Source organism: Oceanobacillus polygoni, from assembly GCF_008304605.1.
Lineage (GTDB): Bacteria > Bacillota > Bacilli > Bacillales > Amphibacillaceae > Oceanobacillus > Oceanobacillus polygoni.
Genome location: NZ_PIJY01000057.1, coordinates 33,478 through 54,530, shown reverse-complemented (window position 1 = coordinate 54,530; position 21,053 = coordinate 33,478). Strand labels below are relative to the sequence as shown.

Here is a 21,053-nt window from a genome sequence, read left to right as displayed (position 1 = left end):
ACCAGTATTGTTCTATTGATTTTAGCAGTAGTATATAAGAAGAAACAGTCTATAATTACCTTTTTTTATATGCTATAATTTAATTAGGAAGAGCAAGACCTCTAACTGATGCCTCGATATGCGCCACCTCGAAATTCAGCTCATACACCTTTTACACCATAATAAATAGGATTTTTAATTCATTCAGCAAGAAAGCTAAATCAAGCAAGAGATTGAATTATTTGAATGCATAAAAAGGCTAAACCCATTAAAGGATCCAGCCTGAATTTGTATTAATCTTGAAAACAAAGACCTATATTAATGAATGTCTTTTTTCTTGAAGCTACCACCTTTAACTTCTGCTACATCATACACAGCAATAAAAGCATGTTTATCAATTTCGTTAATAATTTCTTTCATTTTACTATCCTCTAAACGGTTAATAATACAAGTTATCTCTTTAAATTTCTCATTTGTATAACCGCCTTCAACTAGACTATAGGTTGCACTGCGACCTAAACGATCACGTATAGTTTCTACCATTAAATCCGGTTGACTAGTGATAATTTTATAGGTTTTAGAACCACTTAACCCTTCTTCAACAATATGAATTACTTTAGATGCAATAAAATAAGCAATTCCTGATAAGAAAGCTCCTTGTAATCCGAAAACTGTTGAAACGACTATAAAAACAAATAAATTTAAAAATAGGATAAGGTCACTTGTTCCAAATGGCAATTTTCGAGAAAGTAAGACTGCTAACATATCAATACCATCTAATGCGCCGCCATTTCGTAATGCTAAACCCATACCGAAGCCAATGATAATACCACCAACAACAGTGACTAACAATGTATCTCCTTGAACTATAATTGGTATATGGTGCATAATGCTTGTCCCAAATGCTAGCGTAGCAATACCAATAACAGAGTAAATCGCAAAACTTTTCCCGATTTGTTTATACCCTAAAAATATGAATGGTATATTTAATACTGCAATTAGAGCTCCAAGAGGGATTCCGAATAGTTGTGAACCAACTATACTTAAACCCGTCACACCTCCGTCTGACACATTGTTTGGAATGAGTACCGATTCTAGACCATATGCAGTTATAAAAGCCCCTATAGCAACTGCTAATGCACGTAATACCTTTTTAAATATGATGGTTCCTTTTTGCTCTGTGTTTGTATTTGTATTCATTTACTTTCCTCTTCCCAAACTATTTTCCTTTTTTATCTTTGCATTTCTTTATTTAATCATAATTTTTATTTTATCGGTATTATTTTGTCCCCCGGTAACTTTCTTTTTCTCACCGTAAGTCTCTAAACCTATTTTCCTTTTATGCAATTTATCTATGTTCTTCCCTACAACAGACGAGAAGATTATGAAATGTAACTATTTGAAAACGAAAATAGACGAAGAAATATCGAGGAAAAACTGACGTATTTATTTATTGAACACAATCTGGATAAGCTATATAATCCACTATAAAAAAAAGAAAAGACTGGACCCTAATTGGTTCCAGTTCTTTTAGTTCAGTAATGTTAAAAAGTTAATTCATTTCTTTTAAAAGTTGCTCTACTTGTTGTCTAAGTGTAGGAATTTTGTTTTGCACTACATCCCAAACAATCCGATAATTAATAGAAAAATAACCATGAATCATCATGTCTCTCATTCCAGCCATCTTTCTCCACTCAATTTGAGGATTCATTATTCGGATTTCTACTGGAATGTTTTTGGATGCTTCGCCGATTACCAAAATGTTCTTAATGACCGCGTCGGAAACTAAATCATTATCTAGAAAATCGTCATAGGATACTCCTCTAGTGAATTTTTCCACTTTAACTGCAGCCGATATGATATCCTCTAAAAAAACTCTAGGCTCCCTTTGCATATATAGCCTCCCTTAAAATACTGGATTTTAAAGCGGGTCTAATATCATCTAATATGACTAAATCTACCGGCTTCTGAAAATGATCCTCAAGGTTGAATTTTAGATCCATGTAATTATCAAAAGACAAGTCCGAATCATTAAATTCTACTACCACATCAATGTCGCTGGATTCTTTTTGCTCATCACGGCTGTACGAACCGAACAAGCCAATTCGCTTAACACCATATTTTTCTTTCCATGTATTCAAGTTTTTTGACAATTCACCAAGGATTTCTTGTTGAGATAACATATCATCACCGCCATTTCCCGAGATTGGTTATTTATATTCATTATAACATTACTCCTTAAATTTATTCTCTGGAGCAAAGAAAAACCACGTAGGCTGCACTTTTATTTTGCTATAAACATCTTTCATGCAATAATAGCATCAAGGCGATTTCCGTTTAATACATTTATTATTATAAGTCTAAAATTCACAGTTTCCATTCATGGGGGGGTATTTCTTTAAAATGAAAAAAGTATGTTTCATTTTGTTATTTCTAGTTATCGCTTCATCTTGTTCCGCAAAAGAAGATACCGAAAGCTATAACACGACACCTATTGAGGATCCTAATGAAAAAAACGACATTATAGAAAAGGCTCAAGCTGCTGCGGAGGAAATCCAAAGCATGAGGACAATAACGGTAATAACCCAACAATTTACAGGCGATTCAATCAATGAGGAAACCACAGTACAAGTTGATAATAGCTTAATAGTTGATCCGCTTTCTTCTAGTTTACATGTATCGATGGCCACATTAGGCCAAGAAACGGAATTTGCCATGTATTCTAATAAAGATGCTACCTATTATACAGAGAATCCAAACACTGAGAATGAGGATTGGCAAAGACTTTCTGACACGGATCACGAGGAAATCACCGCAGATTATAAGAGTACCACTTCTTTCATCAATTATGATATTTTACTTGAGCATATAGATGAATTAATTGTGAACGATGTTGACGAGGATGATACATATGACACAGCGTATTATGAATTAATCTTAAGCGGAGATTCTAACATCTATCATGAATTACTTACTCAAGATAATTTCGTTGATACAGCCGAGGAGCAAGCTTCTGTCGAGGCGTTTTCAGTTTCGGTAAAGCTCGAGAAGGATACGGGTCATCTCATCGATTTTGCTACAGAAATGTATGGTACAGTAGATTTCGAGGGAGAAGTTATAGACCTTTTTGAAACCATGGCTTTCTATTTTGAAGGGATTAATATATTTGAAGAGGAACACTTTTTTGTTCCAACCGGAGTCGAGCAGTATATTAAAAATAATGAATAAACGTTCTCGATTAATTTGATGGTCTTATTGGCCAGTTATCTTCTTCTCAATAAAGATAACTGGCCATTGTTACAGTAACATCTGTCTTCTCTTCAACAATTGCGATTAATACACTTACCATGCATAGGATAACACGCTTATTTAGCGTAAAGTACAAAGCTCTATTTTACCGCAAGCCATATTTCATTCAATGAATTTGGACTATGGACATCAGAATCTATATAAGCTTCTATGGCTGGAAGCTCAGCTATCTCATAGCCATTAGATGGGATCCATTCTGAATAAATTCGTTTCCAAGCACTGACCATTGCCGTTGGAGCAGGTCCATGCACTTCAAAAATGACCCATTTGGATGCGGGGAATTCATAGCTAGATAATCCTTCTGGCACGTCTCCAACATGCTCCGCAGCAACCCAATAATCAATTGTATTTTTATCAGCATTATAATTGTCAGTCATTCCTAATAGACCCTTAATTTCTCCGTTGATAAATTGTATCAGCTTGTTGACTGTTCCATTTTCATTGACTTCACCCCAAAATTCTGGGATACCGGGACCTTCTGTTTCAACACCACATGGACATTCACGTTTTACTCCAATTACTTGGAAAGCATCTCTTTCAATAATTTTATAATTCATCGGTTCTGCTCCTTTCAAATTTACCTGTATAGTCAGGCGGTTATAAGATTGCAGCTTCCCAATCCCTTTTCGCGCTTCACTCGGAGTAATACCATGCTGTTTACGAAAAGCCTTTGAGAAAGCTTCGGGAGTTTCGTAGCCATATGTATAAGCAAGGTCGATAATTTTGCTACCAGTGCTGGTTAACTCTTGTGCTGCCAAGGTTAAACGACGTCTTCGAAGATAGTCTCCGACAGATAAATCTGTCAAAATCATAAACGTACGTTGAAAGTGAAAAGGAGATACATTTGCATGTTTAGATATCTCCTCAATCGTTAGATTATCTAGTAAATGTTCTTCCATGTAGTCTATTGCCTTTTGCAATGATTCCACCAATGCCATATGCTTCAACTCCTAAAAATATAATACGTATAATGTGAACGCAATTCCTGTTAATTTGTGCTCTGTTTGGACAGATTTATCTCTTCACTTTGCTATATACTAAAGCCGCCGTTCAAGAAGCAACTTCTACAGAAAAGAGATACTCTTAAATCGAGTATCTCTTTCCTTATATTCATTTATTCGTTTATATGAGTGTACATCTTAGCTAACAGCTTTCTGCTGACATCAATCTCATATGAAGAAGATACATTAAAATATAACTTCTCCATCAATACTAATGCGTTATAGTATGCCTTGGCAAGGTTTGTTTGTTCGAGATTAGCTGTAATGGACTTGTAGCTTTCATAAGAGCTTTTTTTTAAGTCAGACTCAAGATTTTTTGTACTGTTCAGCCAATGCTCTACAGAATCGTCTTTAATCCTTATTGCTTGTAAAACTTGTTTTTGGACGTGAGAAAGAATTTCTAAAGACCGAGCGTATTCTCCTCGTTTTAATACATTTACACCAAAAATCCAGTAATTTACGAAGCCATTAAAAGACGAATTAACATTTTCATTTGTTTTTCTATCTGGACCTTCTCCGCTAAGATAATCTAATAAAGCGTATAATTGGTTAGTTGAATCGTAAATGAACATCTTTTCTGCATTAGGAAATACCCCCGTTGGCTTAAACTCCTTTATAACGTTCATTCTTGATTGTGGAAGAAAATGAAATTCCCCGCGTATAAGGTTACCAAAGATAGCTACTTGCGTTCCATATTCATTAAAATAGATTAAGTCGGTTGCACATAAATTAGATATCCATTCATTTGAATCAAATTCCTTGAAAAAGCTATCTTTAATGAAGATATAAAATTCCACATCTGAATATATATCACCTTCACCTGTGGTAAAAGAACCATACATCATTGCAGAAACGATATACAAATCTTTGTTACAATTTTTTGTTACACGATTAATTAATTCTTGTTGAAATAACAATTTGTATCCCCTCTATCTATATTAATTTTAATATTGAATGATAGAGTTATCTTTTATTACTGGAAAACATGAACAGCACATATTAATGCCCCTTCCATATTGGAATCCAAAACATAATAACACAATTACGGATACACTTCAAAATCGCTAACCTGGTCCTTCGTATTAATGGATTTATCTTAATATCTAGCTATGAATGAAGAAAATTAGGGAAGGATACTAAGCTTACTTAACCGATCCATCAACACTTCTCTCCACTTGTCAGCTAGTTCTTCAACAGCTAATACCTTTTTTATGCCTTCGATATCCTTTTGCTTATGAAAATAAATCTCATTGCCATATAAAATGGATACTTTTCTTGGATGTGATTCCAGTAATGTCATATTAGAATCTTTTCGGACAACACCTTCTTCTAAAACACGACATAGGTAGCCGGTAAAACCAGTTTGTACCATCCTTTTTAGAAGGGCAGAATTACTCGTTCTCTTTGTAATGGTGCTACATGGCACTCTACCTTGCGTAACTTGTATAACAGCTTCTCCAAGACGGAAAATATCACCCACACAAACAGCTTTTTCTAACATATTTGTTACGGTTAAATTTTCACCGAAAGTGGCAGGTTGTAAAGGATTTCCAAATTCTTTTTCCCAAAGTAAATAATGTTCATATGGATAAACACAGACAGCTCGATCTAGACCACCATGATTATTTAAGTCGCTAACCCCATCACCCTTAAAGCCATCTTTTGTTAGAAAAGCTTCTTCCGTTGTCTGTTTACGAATTCCAGTATTGATTTCCTTCCCATTTCCATACTTCATTTTTTTCGGTAATCCTATTGAAAGGTGTTTTATTTCTATTGTTTCTGTGCCGATCATTAATAGCCCCTTCTTTCCGTATGCTTAATTATATTTACTCGATTTTACGTCAGGGTTTGCGAGACTTGTTAGCAACAATCTCAATGATATCCTAATGAGGGAGGACTCTTTTCTTTTCAGACGGCTTACGATTACTTAACTAGCTTCACTTGTTTTCCCTCCCAGCACTCTAACTGATTAAGGTAAAAAATTACCCTCGATTATCAAATCTATGAGAACCAGCGGTGAGATATATCTAATAAAATTGGATTCGATGGAACTTGAATCTTCAACAATCGGGTTTGGAAAGTAATAACTTCATGTTTAGTTAAGATTATACAGTTATTCACTTCTATATGTTCATTTAATGTAGATGACCTTGTACTAAAGAAATTAGGATATGTGTCAGGAAAATACGGATTACAGTCTTAAGGAAATTCCAATATTAACAAGCCTAATTCCTCGATATTAAAATTGAGAAGTTAGGCTTTTTAATCGCTCTATTAAAGCACCCTATCCTTTAAGTACACTTTCATAAAATAAATCCATCAACTATTTAACTGCTTTCCAAATGGTCCATCTATCTTTCTCGACTATATCTTTATCTATTGAAATTGAAGCATCTATATGTTTTATTAGTAGTTTCAATTCGTTATCGTTTAATTCGTGTAAAATACTTCTTCCTGTTCGTTCACTTAAGTCTTTTAATAATTGCTTTTTGTTTTCATACACTTTTCGCGTTTCCCATAACTTAACTTCTTGAATTTCTTTAAAACCGATTTCCTTCAACGTTTCGGTTACAATTTGACTCTTATGTCTGCGAACGGTTTCTTTTTCAATTAATTTTGGAAAAAGCTCAGTAAAATACCCTCTAATATGACTATCATTACCTTCTAATACGCAATCTTCAGGTGTACGGTCTTGCATGATATAAATACCTTCGTTCTTTAATACTCTATAACCTTCTTTAAAACAGGCTCTTAAATCTTCAATATGATGAATCAATGCTCTTTCAAGTAACAAATCATAACTTTCACTATCTAAACCAGTTTCTAAAGCATTTCCATGTTTAAATATAATATTTTCGTATTCACTACAATTGCTTCTTGCACTTTTCAGTATTGCTTCCGAAAAATCGACAGCCGTAACAGAACCCACACCTATTTCCGATAAAGCCTTTGAATAGATTCCTCCGCCACAGCCAACATCTAAAGCACTTGAAATATTTTCAATAGGCACAAGTTTCTTTATTGCCCCCATCCATGTCATATCAGCATCTCGAGTGGTATATGTTGTTTGGTTTTTCTTATTATGAAAGTCAATTCCCAATTTGCATCCCTCATCTCAGGATTTTGGTAAGTAAATAACTTCTCTCTAATCTTACCTAACAGTAAACATAATTTAAAATACCAATATCTAATATGAAATGATAAATTTACCTTATTGCTTTTGTGCAAACTAACTGCAATCAATTGCTTGATGTTACTCTTAAATAACATCCGCCTGGATCAACTACTCTAAAATAAATCATTGCCTAGGCCTGTTTAGTCAATTCCGTCTGGATGGGATACCCATTTGCAAATACTTTATGATAAACATCATTTACATCTTCAACTTCTAAAACTATTTTAACTGCTTTTCGTTTGAATCCTCATAGCTATTTTAGATTAAACAAAAACACCGACTCTTTTATAATTTATATACAGAATCAGTTTTTCTTCGTCTTTCATTATTATTTCCACAAAATCTTCTCCATCACTTTTCCTTTTACTAACTCATCGATCAGCTTATTCAAAGGTGGATGGCTTCGAAGCTTTTTTAAAACATCGCGACCTTATTTTAAATCTATGTTGCTTTGTAATAATGTTTGATCAAAAATACTTCGCGAATACACATTTTGTGTTAAATAAAAAGAAGTCGGTTTTGAAAAAATTGTTCAAGACCGACTTCTTTTTGAAATAGTAGCAAGGATTTTAGAAAGAGAAAACCTTCGCCTAAAATTAGGACCGATTTCGGTTTTCAACTTGATGAATCCAGTTTAAATCTGCTTCTAAATGCAAGAGGGTACCACTAATTAATAAATATCTATTCTCGTCACCTCGAAGGAGAAATTCCGTTTTTAACTTTGTCAATTCCATAACATCTTTCATTATCGTTGCTTTTTGTTGATCAAGCATTTTTTTTTCCTGTTCGAAACCAATCTTACGAGCACAGCTCCATTTAAAGTGAAAGTCATCTTTTGTAGAATGATAGGGTACAAGTTCCAGCAGCCAATTTTCCAGCTCATTTTTTCCTTCCGTAGTTATTTCATAAAGTTTTCTTTCTTGGTCATCCATTCCTACAGATGAGACAAGTAGATCACGGATTAGACGATCCAGCGTCGTATAAATTTGGCCGGGGTTAATTTTCCCTTTGGTTCCTAGAAGAGACTCTAGCTCTAATTTTAAATCATATCCATGATTTTTTTGTAAATATAGCAATGTTAATATTCCGTATTTAACCGACATAATGCTCAACCTTCTTTAAGTGATGATATAATACTTATTTTACTCGCCGTAGCACTAGAAATCCAAGAAGCAAAGAGGCTAAGAGAAACACCAGCAATCAGTGCCAGGATAATATTGCCTAAAGGTATTTGAAAAGATATAAACCCTGCCAAAAGTTTTGATTGGCTAGTGACATAAAGTAAAACCATACCTGAAATTATACCACCAATAACCCCTGATAATCCTATAAGCAAACCTTCTCCAATTATCATCTTTTTAACTTGCTGTTTTGTAAGACCAAGCGCTCGAATTGTCCCTATCTCAGAGGTGCGCTCCAATGTGTTCATTAATAAAGTGTTAGCTGTACCAATGCTCGCTAGCCCAATGATTAAAACTAACATGATTAGAATTAACTCGTTCATACCGGTTAATGCTGAGGTAGTTGATTTAATTTCATCTTCTACAGTTTCAACTTTTGAGAGATGGTTGCTGTAATCTAGCCACAGCTGATCCCGTAATTGTTCACCCGTATATCCGTCATTTAAAGTTAGTAGCATGTCAAAACTATTCGCCCAACCAAATTCATTATTTAAATGATGTTCATCCATAAATGCAACATAGCCTGAGTAATTCGATGTTTTTACAACATCAAGGACTTCAAATTGTTGTTTACCTGAAGGTGTATTAATGTAAATATATTCCCCCACATTTCCGCCCCATTCGTCAAATGCTCTTTCACCAAGGAGAATAGATGGTTCCTTTGTTAGCTCATTATAGGATTTCTCCTTTTCAGAACGATCAAATAAAATGGGTCCTTCTTTATCTACAGCAAAAATGGAAAACTGTCTCTTCTCTCCATCTATTGTTTCCCATGTAATTGGCGTAGCTTCCGTTAAAGGCTCAACATTTGCAATAGAATCATATGCTAGCAGTTTTGCTTTATCCTGATTAGACCAAGCCGCTTCTGATGTAACTCTTAGGTCGCCTCCATACGTATTCCTGATTTCATTTTCATAACCTTCAGGAGCAGATTCTATAACAGCACTTAGTAATAATATCACTGCTATCCCAACGGCAAGAATAGCGGAAGTATTGGCATTTCGATTTAATTGTTGTGTCAGGTTTTTAGCTGCCAGACTACCAGAATAGCCAAAGAATAGCTTCAAAATAGGTTTAAATATCCGATTCACACCCAGTAACAAAAATGGAAACAACAAAATGATACTTGCTAAAATAGCTAAATAAGAGACCGGATGATCGATAAATGCAAAGATTAGCAATCCAGCTCCCAGAACAGCCCTAAATATGTATCGGCTCTTCGATGAATGCGTTTGATCTGCCATTTTTAACGTCAATAACACAGAGGTTTTACCCGCATTATAAATAGGAAATAAAGAAAAGACAACAGGAAATAAAACTCCGATTACTACAGCTGTTAATATAGGTATCTGCCAATTTAATGTGTAAACCATGTCAAATTCAAACACACTAAGTAAAGTTTGCATGAACATATCTCCAAGCCAAACTCCTATGGGTACCCCAATAGCTGCACCTATTAATGCCAAAAGTATTACTTCAATAAGGATAAGTCTAGAAACAGAACGTTGAAGATAACCAAAACTCTTCATTATCGCAAATTCCTTTTTTCTCTCCATCACACTTGTATAAATCATGTTAAAAACAATAAACCCGCTGATAAACATGGATAACCCAGCAATTAGGTAAAAGAATGTATAAAGTCCTCCAATGTCGTTACTTTGTCGGTCATCCGCGACAACTGGTTGCACATATACATTTGAATTACGAAATTCTTCCTGGAGTGATTGAAAAAGTTTCTCTCCTTCATTATTTGTTTGAAATCTTACATATGAAAGCTCATTATCCATACCAGTCCAATCCCTTAACAAATCAAGTGGTGCCATAATTCGGAAGCTCTTTTGTTCAGCACCTTCCCAGTCACTCGGACTTGCAAGCAGCTGTGTGTATTCAACAATGGCGGAAACCTTAGCTTCTCCCAAGTCAGCAAACCTAATTGTATCTCCTACCTCTTTATTTAACAGATTTGCAACAACGTCTGGTATCACCAATCCTTCATTGTCTAAGCTTCCTTCAATAACAGGAAGTTTTAGCAAAGAACTATTTTGATCATTCACACCTGTAATTCGTACGGATCTTTGATTTAGGGATTGATCACCCTCAAGCTCAAAGAAAGCTTGTTTATCAAGCGCAAGCAATGTTTCCGTTACAGCTGAACTAGTCAGAACTGACGTAACAACATCTTCAGAGTATGTATGTTCATCGCTTAGAACCCAGTAATCTGCATTTGCCACATACATTTGTTCATAGTATTCAAAAACATCATTTGTTGTTTTGTCTGCAATCAGCATAGATGTTACAAACGCTATGCCTAAAATAATCCCAAGCAATGAAATGAAAAAACGTTTTTTATTTTGTGTTATGTTAAGCCATGAAATTCGCCACATATTTAGCATAATCATCATCCTTCCTGGAAATCACTTGATCAATAACACCATCTTTAAAAAGAATAATGCGATCTGCAAACCCAGCTGCGAAAATATCATGCGTAACCATTATAATTGTTTGATTGTTTTCTCGGTTGAATCTTGATATTAACCCGAGAATTTCTTCGGCTTTATTTCTATCTAAATTTCCCGTTGGTTCATCAGCTAATAATACCGAGGGGGTATTGACAAGCGCTCTGGCTATAGCTACTCGTTGTTGTTGACCACCACTAAGTAAATTAGCACGTTTTCGACCAAGCTCTTTCAATCCAACAGAATCAAGTAATTCTAAAATAAACCGGTGCTTTTCCATCGTTAAACTGCCATCTGCATGTAGAGGAAAAGCTATGTTTTCTTCTACATTTAATGTAGGTAGTAGCTGGTAATTTTGAAAAATAAACCCTATATACTTTCTACGGAATATCGTTCTTTCTTTTTCCGTCATCTCACTCAAGTTATTCTGGTTTATTAATATATCCCCTTCAGTTGGTATATCAAGACCACCTAAAAGTTGGAGTAATGTACTTTTCCCAGAACCACTAGGCCCCATTATAGCTACAAATTCCCCTTCTTCAACTTGCAAATCAACACCTTTTAACACTTGTGTTCTTGCTTGCCCCTGTATAAACGCCTTTTTTAAATTCTTGACTTTAATCATGTTTTACTTCCTCCTATCCCTAACTTCATTTTATTATATACTAAGTATATAATAAAATGAAGTTAATAAATCAATTAATGCCTAAATTATTTATTATTACGTAAAAAAACTTATAAATAGTGCATACTTAGTATGTACTATTTATAAGTTTTTGTTGCTTTAGAATATAGTTTAACCAAAAAAACTTACAAACCAAATAATTCACTAGGATTGAAGCAGCTGTATCTACTATACCGATAGAAAATTAACTATCCCAATAGCTTGTTTCCATATCAATTAACCAATGGTTACGAAGCATGAGAGTTCGTTCTACTCCAGCTACCGCACCCGCAACCCACATCCAAATATTAATCTGTAACGAAAATGTTATTGGTGATACGAATGTACCTATATTTTCAGTAACCCACGGAATTTCAGTAATCTTTTCTATTAGTTGAGGTAAACTTAGTGCTATTGAAGTCAATAAGATTACAATAGCAATCATCCCAATGAGCGAGCTAATTCGGGGAAATCGTTTATGCAACCACATGCGTAAGCCTCTGATTGAGCGTTTATCTGGATATACGGAAAAAGTCCCTTCTTTATCCGTATCATAATGAATCCGATTTATCCCATACCCACCGTTTACTATTTCAATTACTCCATTTTCTACTGGAAAAGCAGCTGGAAGCTTAGAGTAGGCGATATGTCTGCCATTGCGGTATAAATCAGCTCTAGGCTCCTCTACAAAATATTTACAGCTTATAGCGTAATTGGTTTTCTCATTCTTATCATTAGTTATTTCTATATGGAATAATGAGCGACTGAAAATATTCCATAGTCGGTACTCTTTTAATGTATGACCATCTCCCTCTTTAACTTTTTTCATCTTCAAACGACGTTTTCTACGACGAATAAAACGAAGCATCAGGTATACATAACTCCTTTATCTCAAATTTGTTTTTATTTAAAAAACGCTTATCTTTGTTATACGTTTGATATTTATTTAGGTTTCATCTGCTGTATAACGAGAATAAAGTTATTTAATTCTTCGTGCAACTGCCGAGTAAAAATTCATGAATGTAACAATAAAACACCCCTTTAGATAACCATATCCAAAGGGGTGAAACGGTGCGACTTTTTATAAACGGTACGACTTTATTTCAAATCCACAAAACACAACAGTAGTTAGAAACCCTCTTACTCCACCGTAACACTCTTAGCTAAATTCCTTGGCTTATCAACATCACAGCCACGATGCAAGGCAGCGTAATAAGCTAATAATTGCATTGGAATTACACTAACTAGTGGTGTTAAGAGTTCATTCACATGTGGGACCACGAAGCTATCATCGTCTTCTTCTAAGCCTTTCATGCTAATGATCATTGCGTTCGCACCACGGGCAACAACTTCCTGCACATTACTGCGAATAGAGTAATTCACATTTTCTTGTGTAGCAAGCGCGATTACCGGTGTTCCCTCTTCGATAAGGGCGATAGTTCCATGTTTCAACTCTCCACCAGCAAATCCTTCTGCTTGGATATAGGAGATTTCTTTCAGCTTTAATGCAGCTTCAAGTGAAACATTGTAATCACCACTTCTACCGATAAAGAAGGCATTACGAGTTGTCTCAAAGTAATCTCTTGCTAATTGTTCGATTTCTTCCTTCTGACCTGTTAGAGTTTCCATTGCTGTTGCAACAATAGCAAGCTCTTGTAATGGATCAAAGTCCAATTGAATTCCTTTTACGTTTGCTGTATCTACTGCCAAAATAGCAAGTACTGCAATTTGTGCAGTATATGCTTTTGTTGAAGCTACAGCAATTTCGGGACCTGCATATAAGTGCAATGTATGGTCCGCTTCACGAGAAAGGGTGGATCCAGGCACATTTGTAATGGTTAATGCCGGATGGCCCATTTCTTTTATTTTAACTAAAACGGCACGGCTATCAGCTGTTTCACCACTTTGCGAGATGAACACAAACAGTGGTTTTTCGGATAACAATGGTGTATTATATGAAAATTCACTTGCAACATGAACTTCCACTGGAATATTTGCTAGCTTCTCAATAAGTTCTTTTCCAACTAAACCTGCATGGTAGCTTGTGCCTGCCGCAATAATATAAATGCGGTCAGCCGCTTTCATTGCACTGCGGATGTCTGCATCAAGCTTCAGTTCATTGTTTTCATTTTGATAGTTCTTAATAATGTTACGCATCACAATTGGCTGCTCATCGATTTCTTTCAACATGTAATGGGCATACGTACCCTTTTCAGTATCACTTGCATCAATTTCAGCAGTGTAGGCTTTGCGTTCCACAACAGAACCTTCTAGTGTTTGCACTTCAACAAAGTTGCGATTTACAAGTACAATTTCTTTATCAAAAATTTCAAGGTACTGGTCTGTTTCCTTTAATGTTGCCATAGCGTCGCTCGCAACAAGGTTAAATCCATCACCTAAACCAACTAGAAGTGGACTTTTGTTTTTGGAAACATACAGTGTCTCGTGATCCTCTACGTCGATTAGACCAATCGCATAAGAACCTTTTAATAAACGCATCGTTTCACGAAATGCCTCAACCGTATCCTGATGTTTTTGATAAAGCTTATCGATCAATTGTACAACTACTTCTGTATCCGTATCACTTACGAAACTAACATCTTGAAGGTATTCCTTTTTTAGGTCCTTGTAATTTTCAATAACTCCATTATGAACAAGTGTGAACCTTCCTGACGCACTTTGATGTGGATGTGCATTCGTGATACTTGGTACACCATGTGTTGCCCATCTTGTGTGGCCGATTCCCATTGTTGCTTGAATAGAGCTATCAACACGTTCACGTAGTGCTGCAATACGACCTTTTACCTTAGTTAGGCTAATTCCTTCTTCATTTAGAGTAGCAATACCAGCGGAGTCATATCCTCTGTATTCCAGCTTTTCCAGTCCGTTTAATAAAACTTCTTTCGTATCATTTTGTCCGATATATCCTACAATTCCGCACATAATGTTGTCCTCCTAAAATAAGGGGCAGACAAAACGAACCTATTCCTTTGCTGTACAAGGGGCGTCTTTCTGCCCCTCTCTCGTGTATTTTTATAGTGGACATCTTGCTTTTATCCTTTTGTCCAATAAGTCGCCTCATTGTTTTAGAGATAAAGCGAAACGATTGAGATGTGCAACCGGGAGGCACCCGCCGAAACTTCGATAACCTCCAACCTCGTCAACTATTTTTCCACTTCGACCTGAAAAATAGTCCTGGCGCTTTTTGTTGCTTCTATAACCTCTATGCTCCTTTCTATTGTTGAGTAATTCGTTCTGCTTGGATAAATTCCAAAAGAACACTTTTCATTTTAACTGAAACTATTCGCTTTGGTCAATACCTACACTCCTATTTTTAAGAAGGAGTTATTGATTAGCTTATGTTGGTGGGTGTAATAAAGTTCTTTATTGCTTTATTTTGTTCGAAAAGCAATACAATAATCCATTAATTTTTAAATTAGAGAATTAACTTCATTTTTCGTTATAATAAAAACATAACCAATAACAGGAGGTTTGTCGATGGAAATATGTATTGAAAAAATAAAAGCTACGGACGCTGACGCTCTATTCAAATTTGAACTGGAAAACAGAGCGTATTTTGAGCAAACAGTACCCTCTAGGGGAGACGACTATTATAAGCAAGAGGTTTTTAAAAGTAATCATGAAGCATTACTGGAAGAACAAGCACAGGGTACTTCGTATTTTTACCTAATAAAAGATCAATATAATGCGATTCTTGGCAGGATTAATCTAGTTGATATTGATACCGCTCAAATGGAAGCTCATCTAGGTTATCGCGTGGGCAAAAACTATACTGGGGAAGGTATTGCAAGGAAAGCTTTGCAATTATTATTAGAAGATGGCATTGTCAATCAGCGTATCAACCAGATTCACGCCAAAACAACAACTAATAATGTAGCATCTAGAATCATTCTCGAGAGAAATGGATTTACGTATATAGGATCGGACGAAGAAACGTTTGAAATGAATGGACAGACGCTAACATTTGTTTATTATAAATGGTCGAATAAAAAATTCTCTTGCTAACCCAACTACATAGGGTTAACAAGAGAAGTAAATAGCATATCGTTTACCCTTGATGCTTCTCCATAAATTCCAGCATCAAGCTATACACTTTAATTTCATTTTCCTTTTTCGAAAAGCCATGACCTTCATCCTCAAGCACGAGGTATTCGACGTCACGTCCTTTTGCTTCCAGTTTGGCAACGATTTGATCCGACTCTTCTTTCACAACACGTGGATCCTTCGCACCTTGGATAACGAGCATTGGCTTTGTCATCGCATCGAGATACGTAACAGGGGAATCTTTAATAAAACGCTCTTTATCACGTTCTGGGTCGCCAAGCCAGCGATCCATAATTGGCTTCCAGTGTGGTGGGACAGATTTCACAAACGTAAATAGATCTGATGGTCCAAAAATATCGATGACTGCTTTAAAATATTCCGGATGCCGTCCATGCAGTAGCAGCGCCATATATCCACCATAGCTTCCACCTACAAGAAACAGCTTTTCCCGGTCTGCGATACCATTTTCAAACAGCCACTCAATTCCTGCAACATTATCTAATCGTGGCCCTTCTCCCCAATCTTGCTCCACCAATTTTACAAAGGAAGAACCATAGCCTGTGCTTCCACGGAAGTTCGGTGCAAATATCGTATAACCACGGTTCAGGAAACTTTGGAACATCGCACGAAACATCTTGCGCTCAGACGCTTGTGGTCCGCCATGTGGCCAAAAAATCGTGTAGCCATTATCATTTTCCGGCTTTACTTTGAAAAGCAGCGCTTCAATTTCCATCCCATCAAAAGACGCATAGGAGATCACTTCTGGTTCTACCATGTCCTCTCTACTAATCCCGAGTACACGATTATCTGTTAGCTGCTCCCAATCTTTTCCGTCCTTCGATGTAAAAATATTGAATGGGAGCGTTGCACTTCTTCCTAGCACATAAAGATTGCCAGACTTAGCAACATGCACCTTTTCAATCACATCGACTGGCAAAGCTAATTTCTCAAGCTTTTCAGTTTCAGGATCGAAACGATAGAATAAATCCTCTACTCCTTTTTCTGTTATGAGATAAAACACTTTATTTTCCTTATCCCATTTGATAGAGATGCTCTCCTTATCGATGGAAAAAACAGAGGAAAATGTTTTTGTTTTCAAATCATATTTAGCCAGATAATTATATTCGCTATCATAATTGGTTACGAAATAGATTGTCTCATCATTCGTAAAAACAGGACTGAAAACAACATGGACTTTCTCTTGATCCGGTGTTAAATAGTGTGTCTCATCCCCTACCTTCACAAAAGCTGTCACATATGTATTTGCGAACATACGCGTATATACAAAAGCATCCTCATTATCCGATACAGCAGCTAAATAAGTTGGCGAGACCTCTCCCTCGTTCAGCAATGTATCAGCATTATCCTTCAAATTACGTACCCGCGCATTTAGAAATGAAGGGTTGCCCTCTGAAGTCATATAATAGACTCGTTCTCCGTCCTCACTCAAATGACAAAAGAAATACTTTTCCTTGGCATCACCAGTTATTAACGGTTGTGGGAGTCCTCCTTCACTTGGAACAGCATAAATCTGATAATTCTCGTCTCCATCCTTATCATAGCCAGCTAACACATAACGATTTTCTGGATCAAACTTAATAAAGTTGGTTGATTCATCACGATGGGCAAATAAATAGGGAGATGTGTTCGGCAAATCGATCGCCCATAAATTAACTTTTCCATTTAAATTAGAACTAAAAATAAGCCGCTTCTCATCACCACTTACAGCAAAATCATAAATATTAGACGTACGAAAAAACTGTTCCACTTTCGGTTTAGGAAATTGAATCATCATTATCCTCCTCGGTTTTTGGTTCGTTTATTCTGAAAAAACTTAAAATAATGGATATTTTTATTATAAACGATTTATCCTTGTACAGTAAACGTTTGTAGTTAAGTTTTATTGTATCAACATTCGCATCACAGTGAACCTGCGGAGGTGGGATATTCGTTCAGACCTCAGGCGGAACTCGTATTAGGTGGAGGAAATTGCAGATGAGCCTGGAGAAAACCCCCAGGCTCTTTTTTTCCAATCTATTCTTCTAACCTTCCATCACGAATCGTAACGACCCGGTCACATAAATCGAGTACTCTTTCATCATGGGTGACCATAATTCCCGATTTCCCTCGTGATTTAATTTCATTCGCAAGTGTTTCGACCACTTCTCGGCCACGCTTCGAATCTAAGCTTGCGGTTGGCTCATCAGCAAGAATTAGTTTTGGATCGTTGATGAGCGCCCGCGCTATTGCTACTCGTTGTCTTTCTCCTCCAGAAAGCTCATTCGGGTAATTAGTAGCTCGATGTGCTAGTCCAAAATGTCTCAACAGTGCCCCTTCATTTGCTCTGTCCTTATGTTTGGCTAGCATATTGATAACAGTTAATTGATCCTTCACTTTTAAATAAGGTATTAAATTTGCCGCTTGAAAGACAAAACCAATTTTCTTTAATCTTCGAGCAGTAATTTGTTTCGAAGATAGGTTTGCAATATTCTCTCCATCTAGCCAAACGGTTCCATTCGTCGGCGATAAAAGGGCACCCGCTATCGATAACATCGTACTTTTTCCAGAGCCAGAAGGACCGATGATCGCAAGGAACTCCCCTTTCTTCACTTCCAAAGAAATCGAATCCAACGCTTTAAAGGACTTTGGACCATCTTGATATAACTTTGATACATTCTCCATTACGATTGTCATTTTCCTGCCCCCTCTATTGCTTCGATTGGATCAATTTTAACGATTTGGATGAGTGATAGAAATGCCCCAATAACCGATACGATTAGAATTAGAATGGACGTCTGAATCATTCCATCAGCTGTTAATAAAAATGGCATTTCCTCTGGTAAAATTGCAGCTATCCCAAGTGTTAATCCAACCGCAATGCCAATACATAGGATAGAAATGAGGACAACTTGCCCGACTAAGTTTTGTACAAGATACGTCGTTTTCGCGCCTAATGCTTTTAGCACCCCGAATTGATCTCGCTTCTGCAATGTAATGACATAAAAAAACGCAGCTAAAACAAATGCTGTAATCACGAATAGGAGTACGATCATCATATTTAACGAAGCTTGTTCCTGTGAGTAGCTTGGAATTCCTTTTAACGCTTCCTCTCTCGTCACCATATCGAACGAATTACCAACAGCATTTCGAATTTCATCGACACGTGATTCATCAACTCTAATTGTAATAGCATTGATATGTTCGCTTTCTCCCCCATCTACAAATACAACAGACGTATGGCTATAGCGCTGACTATCTTCAGCAAACCCTACAACCGTTAATTCACGTTGCTCTCCAAATGTCAGCGTATCACCAACTTCAATACCCTCTCGCTGTAAGGTACGATCGGCAATCACCTCATTCTCTTGAGCAATTGGCTTCCCTTCACGGACTGGTGGTAAAAGCATGCTATCTGATTCCGTCACAAATAAAGCCACATCTTCATTCTGATCAGTATCATTGATAGAAGCATTCATCATCCGAACGGAAAGGGAATTGGCTTGTGCAACCCCATCAATCTGTGAAACTTTATCTAGATCCTCCCTCGAAATAATTGACTTTGTCATCTCGAGTTCAGCATCGGTATCCATTAATACATAATCCACCTGCAAGTTTTGAATTGCTGATGCATTATCTGCAGATAATCCCTTTGCCAATCCAGAGATAATAAAAATCAGACTAGCAATTAATACAATGATAAAGCCGATTAAGGCATAACGAATTTTCGCATGTGCTAGTTCCCGTATAGCTAGAAACATCCTGTTCACTCCTTTATTTCTTTATGTTTCATAGCATATACGTTGAATATGAACGGAGGATGAACGAATCGTTACTTCTGAGGAAGAGATACTGTAAATACAGACCCTTTCCCGAGCTCGCTTTCTACCATAATTGTACCGCCATGTACCTCCATTATTTTTTTCACAATCGAAAGACCTAAGCCAGTACTGTTTTCTGTTCTCGTCCGGGCTTTATCGACTTTATAGAATCGATCAAAAAGCTGTGGTAAATCTTCCTCGCTAATACCAATCCCCGTGTCTTTCACCGTAACCTGTACATAGGATTTATCAGTCGCTGTGTGAATCGATATCTTTCCTCCTGAATCTGTATAGCGAATTGCATTTGCAATTAAATTTACCCAAACCTGCTGCAACAACTTTGGCTCGCCAATAATTGTAGTAGGAGGAGTATCGAGCTCTATCGCAATTTGTTTTTCCCGCCATTGCCATTCCATTGTTAAAACAACTTCCTTTAATTGCTCAGTAAGATCAAACGGAACAAAGTCATTGATGTCCACTTCGCTATCTAAATTGGATAGGGTAAGGAGCTGTTTACTCAAAGCTGATAATCGCTTGCTTTCACTTTCGATAATAGCTAGATAACGCTGTTGCTCTGCCTCAGACATTTCCTCTTCTTGCAAAGCTTGAGAGAAACCCTGAATCGATGTTAATGGCGATTGAATTTCATGAGAAACATTCGACACGAACTCTTGACGCTTTTCTTCTGTTCGGGCTAAACTACTGCTCATCGTTGAAAAGTCATTTGCCAGCCTACCAATCTCATCCTTGCGATTAACGTCAAGCTTAAGATGATAATTTCCAGCAGCAATCTTTCTCGTTGCTTCTGTCAATTTCTTAATTGGCTTCACAATATAACGACTGCTTGTTAGTACTAATAAAAAGCTAAATAGCAATGCTAAAACAAGTAATATTGCTAGAAAAATCCGCATTTCTCCAAATTGCTGGGTAGAATTTGGACGAACAAATAGTGCATGCGTGTCACCGTTCACCTGAATCGGAACTCCAATTGTATTTTTCACTTCATTATCAAAAAAACCTGTTACAAAGGGTTTCCAAGGGTAATTCGCAATACCATGATAGGTATTTCCATGAAAAACATGATTGATATGACTTTTATCCAGATGTTCAGATGAAAAAGGATTTCCAAACGTTAATGCATCCCCTTCTGGTGTCACAAGATAAAAGGTATACCCTAAATCTGTCATTGCTGTTAAATAGTCCGCAATCGATTGATTTGGGTTTTCTTCAAATAAATCTACAATATTTTCAGCAATATGGGTTACCTTTTTATCATTTTCCGGCTTTAAAAAATGCTGGTAATAAATGTTTGTTGCAGCAAATGCAATTAGTGCACTTGCAATCATAATTGCCATTGTCATTACAATAATCCGTACGTAGAGCGTTCGCATATCTGCTCCTCCAA

The 21,053-nt window shown here is 36.5% G+C and carries 18 protein-coding genes; 2 read left to right on the top strand and 16 right to left on the bottom strand.

Annotated features, from left to right (window positions below):
- Positions 1-297: 297 nt before the first annotated feature.
- The 3 genes from F1560_RS21430 to F1560_RS21420 all read right to left on the bottom strand — a co-directional run bounded on the left by F1560_RS21430 (position 298) and on the right by F1560_RS21420 (position 2,162).
- Positions 298-1,179, bottom strand: a complete 882-nt coding sequence (locus F1560_RS21430) for a YitT family protein (protein WP_149476640.1) — start codon at positions 1,177-1,179, stop codon at positions 298-300.
- A 352-nt stretch (positions 1,180-1,531) separates the two neighbouring features.
- Positions 1,532-1,873, bottom strand: coding sequence for a HepT-like ribonuclease domain-containing protein (locus F1560_RS21425; RefSeq protein WP_149476639.1), 342 nt, complete (start codon positions 1,871-1,873; stop codon positions 1,532-1,534).
- Positions 1,857-2,162: a nucleotidyltransferase family protein gene (locus F1560_RS21420; protein WP_149476638.1), complete on the bottom strand. Its 306-nt coding sequence runs from the start codon at positions 2,160-2,162 to the stop codon at positions 1,857-1,859. The genes F1560_RS21425 and F1560_RS21420 overlap by 17 nt, the downstream gene beginning before the upstream one ends.
- Before the next feature lie 220 nt (positions 2,163-2,382).
- Between F1560_RS21420 and F1560_RS21415 the strand changes: the two genes are divergently transcribed.
- Positions 2,383-3,207 (top strand): DUF6612 family protein, encoded by an 825-nt coding sequence (locus tag F1560_RS21415; protein ID WP_149476637.1) that lies wholly within the window; start codon positions 2,383-2,385, stop codon positions 3,205-3,207.
- 161 nt (positions 3,208-3,368) lie between these two features.
- Here the strand turns inward: F1560_RS21415 and F1560_RS21410 are convergent, their stop codons facing one another.
- The 9 genes from F1560_RS21410 to glmS all read right to left on the bottom strand — a co-directional run bounded on the left by F1560_RS21410 (position 3,369) and on the right by glmS (position 14,708).
- A complete protein-coding gene (locus F1560_RS21410) occupies positions 3,369-4,226 on the bottom strand; it encodes an AraC family transcriptional regulator (protein WP_149476636.1) in 858 nt (285 codons plus the stop codon).
- Between the two features lie 176 nt (positions 4,227-4,402).
- The gene (locus F1560_RS21405) at positions 4,403-5,206 is read right to left on the bottom strand and encodes a nucleotidyltransferase (RefSeq protein WP_149476635.1); all 804 of its coding nucleotides are present in this window, start codon (positions 5,204-5,206) and stop codon (positions 4,403-4,405) included.
- A gap of 206 nt (positions 5,207-5,412) precedes the next feature.
- Positions 5,413-6,081: an MOSC domain-containing protein gene (locus tag F1560_RS21400; protein ID WP_149476634.1), complete on the bottom strand. Its 669-nt coding sequence runs from the start codon at positions 6,079-6,081 to the stop codon at positions 5,413-5,415.
- Positions 6,082-6,612: 531 nt separating this feature from the next.
- Positions 6,613-7,389 (bottom strand): class I SAM-dependent methyltransferase, encoded by a 777-nt coding sequence (locus tag F1560_RS21395; protein ID WP_149476633.1) that lies wholly within the window; start codon positions 7,387-7,389, stop codon positions 6,613-6,615.
- Between the two features lie 671 nt (positions 7,390-8,060).
- A complete protein-coding gene (locus F1560_RS21390) occupies positions 8,061-8,567 on the bottom strand; it encodes a PadR family transcriptional regulator (protein ID WP_149476632.1) in 507 nt (168 codons plus the stop codon).
- A gap of 5 nt (positions 8,568-8,572) precedes the next feature.
- Positions 8,573-11,038 (bottom strand): ABC transporter permease, encoded by a 2,466-nt coding sequence (locus F1560_RS21385; protein ID WP_149476631.1) that lies wholly within the window; start codon positions 11,036-11,038, stop codon positions 8,573-8,575.
- Positions 11,007-11,726 (bottom strand): ABC transporter ATP-binding protein, encoded by a 720-nt coding sequence (locus F1560_RS21380; protein ID WP_149476630.1) that lies wholly within the window; start codon positions 11,724-11,726, stop codon positions 11,007-11,009. The genes F1560_RS21385 and F1560_RS21380 overlap by 32 nt, the downstream gene beginning before the upstream one ends.
- Positions 11,727-11,970: 244 nt before the next feature.
- Positions 11,971-12,633: a hypothetical protein gene (locus tag F1560_RS21375; RefSeq protein ID WP_149476629.1), complete on the bottom strand. Its 663-nt coding sequence runs from the start codon at positions 12,631-12,633 to the stop codon at positions 11,971-11,973.
- 272 nt (positions 12,634-12,905) lie between these two features.
- Positions 12,906-14,708, bottom strand: a complete 1,803-nt coding sequence (gene glmS, locus F1560_RS21370; protein WP_149476628.1) for a glutamine--fructose-6-phosphate transaminase (isomerizing) — start codon at positions 14,706-14,708, stop codon at positions 12,906-12,908.
- Positions 14,709-15,263: 555 nt separating this feature from the next.
- Between glmS and F1560_RS21365 the strand changes: the two genes are divergently transcribed.
- Positions 15,264-15,791: a GNAT family N-acetyltransferase gene (locus F1560_RS21365; protein ID WP_149476627.1), complete on the top strand. Its 528-nt coding sequence runs from the start codon at positions 15,264-15,266 to the stop codon at positions 15,789-15,791.
- Between the two features lie 43 nt (positions 15,792-15,834).
- Here the strand turns inward: F1560_RS21365 and F1560_RS21360 are convergent, their stop codons facing one another.
- The 4 genes from F1560_RS21360 to F1560_RS21345 form a co-directional block, all read right to left on the bottom strand.
- The gene (locus F1560_RS21360; protein ID WP_149476626.1) at positions 15,835-17,622 is read right to left on the bottom strand and encodes a S9 family peptidase; all 1,788 of its coding nucleotides are present in this window, start codon (positions 17,620-17,622) and stop codon (positions 15,835-15,837) included.
- Between the two features lie 242 nt (positions 17,623-17,864).
- The gene (locus tag F1560_RS21355; RefSeq protein WP_149476625.1) at positions 17,865-18,524 is read right to left on the bottom strand and encodes an ABC transporter ATP-binding protein; all 660 of its coding nucleotides are present in this window, start codon (positions 18,522-18,524) and stop codon (positions 17,865-17,867) included.
- Positions 18,521-19,588 carry an ABC transporter permease gene (locus F1560_RS21350; RefSeq protein WP_149476624.1) on the bottom strand — a complete coding sequence of 356 codons (1,068 nt, stop codon included), beginning with the start codon at positions 19,586-19,588 and terminating at the stop codon, positions 18,521-18,523. The genes F1560_RS21355 and F1560_RS21350 overlap by 4 nt, the downstream gene beginning before the upstream one ends.
- A 71-nt stretch (positions 19,589-19,659) precedes the next feature.
- Positions 19,660-21,039: a sensor histidine kinase gene (locus F1560_RS21345; protein ID WP_149476623.1), complete on the bottom strand. Its 1,380-nt coding sequence runs from the start codon at positions 21,037-21,039 to the stop codon at positions 19,660-19,662.
- Positions 21,040-21,053: the final 14 nt, after the last annotated feature.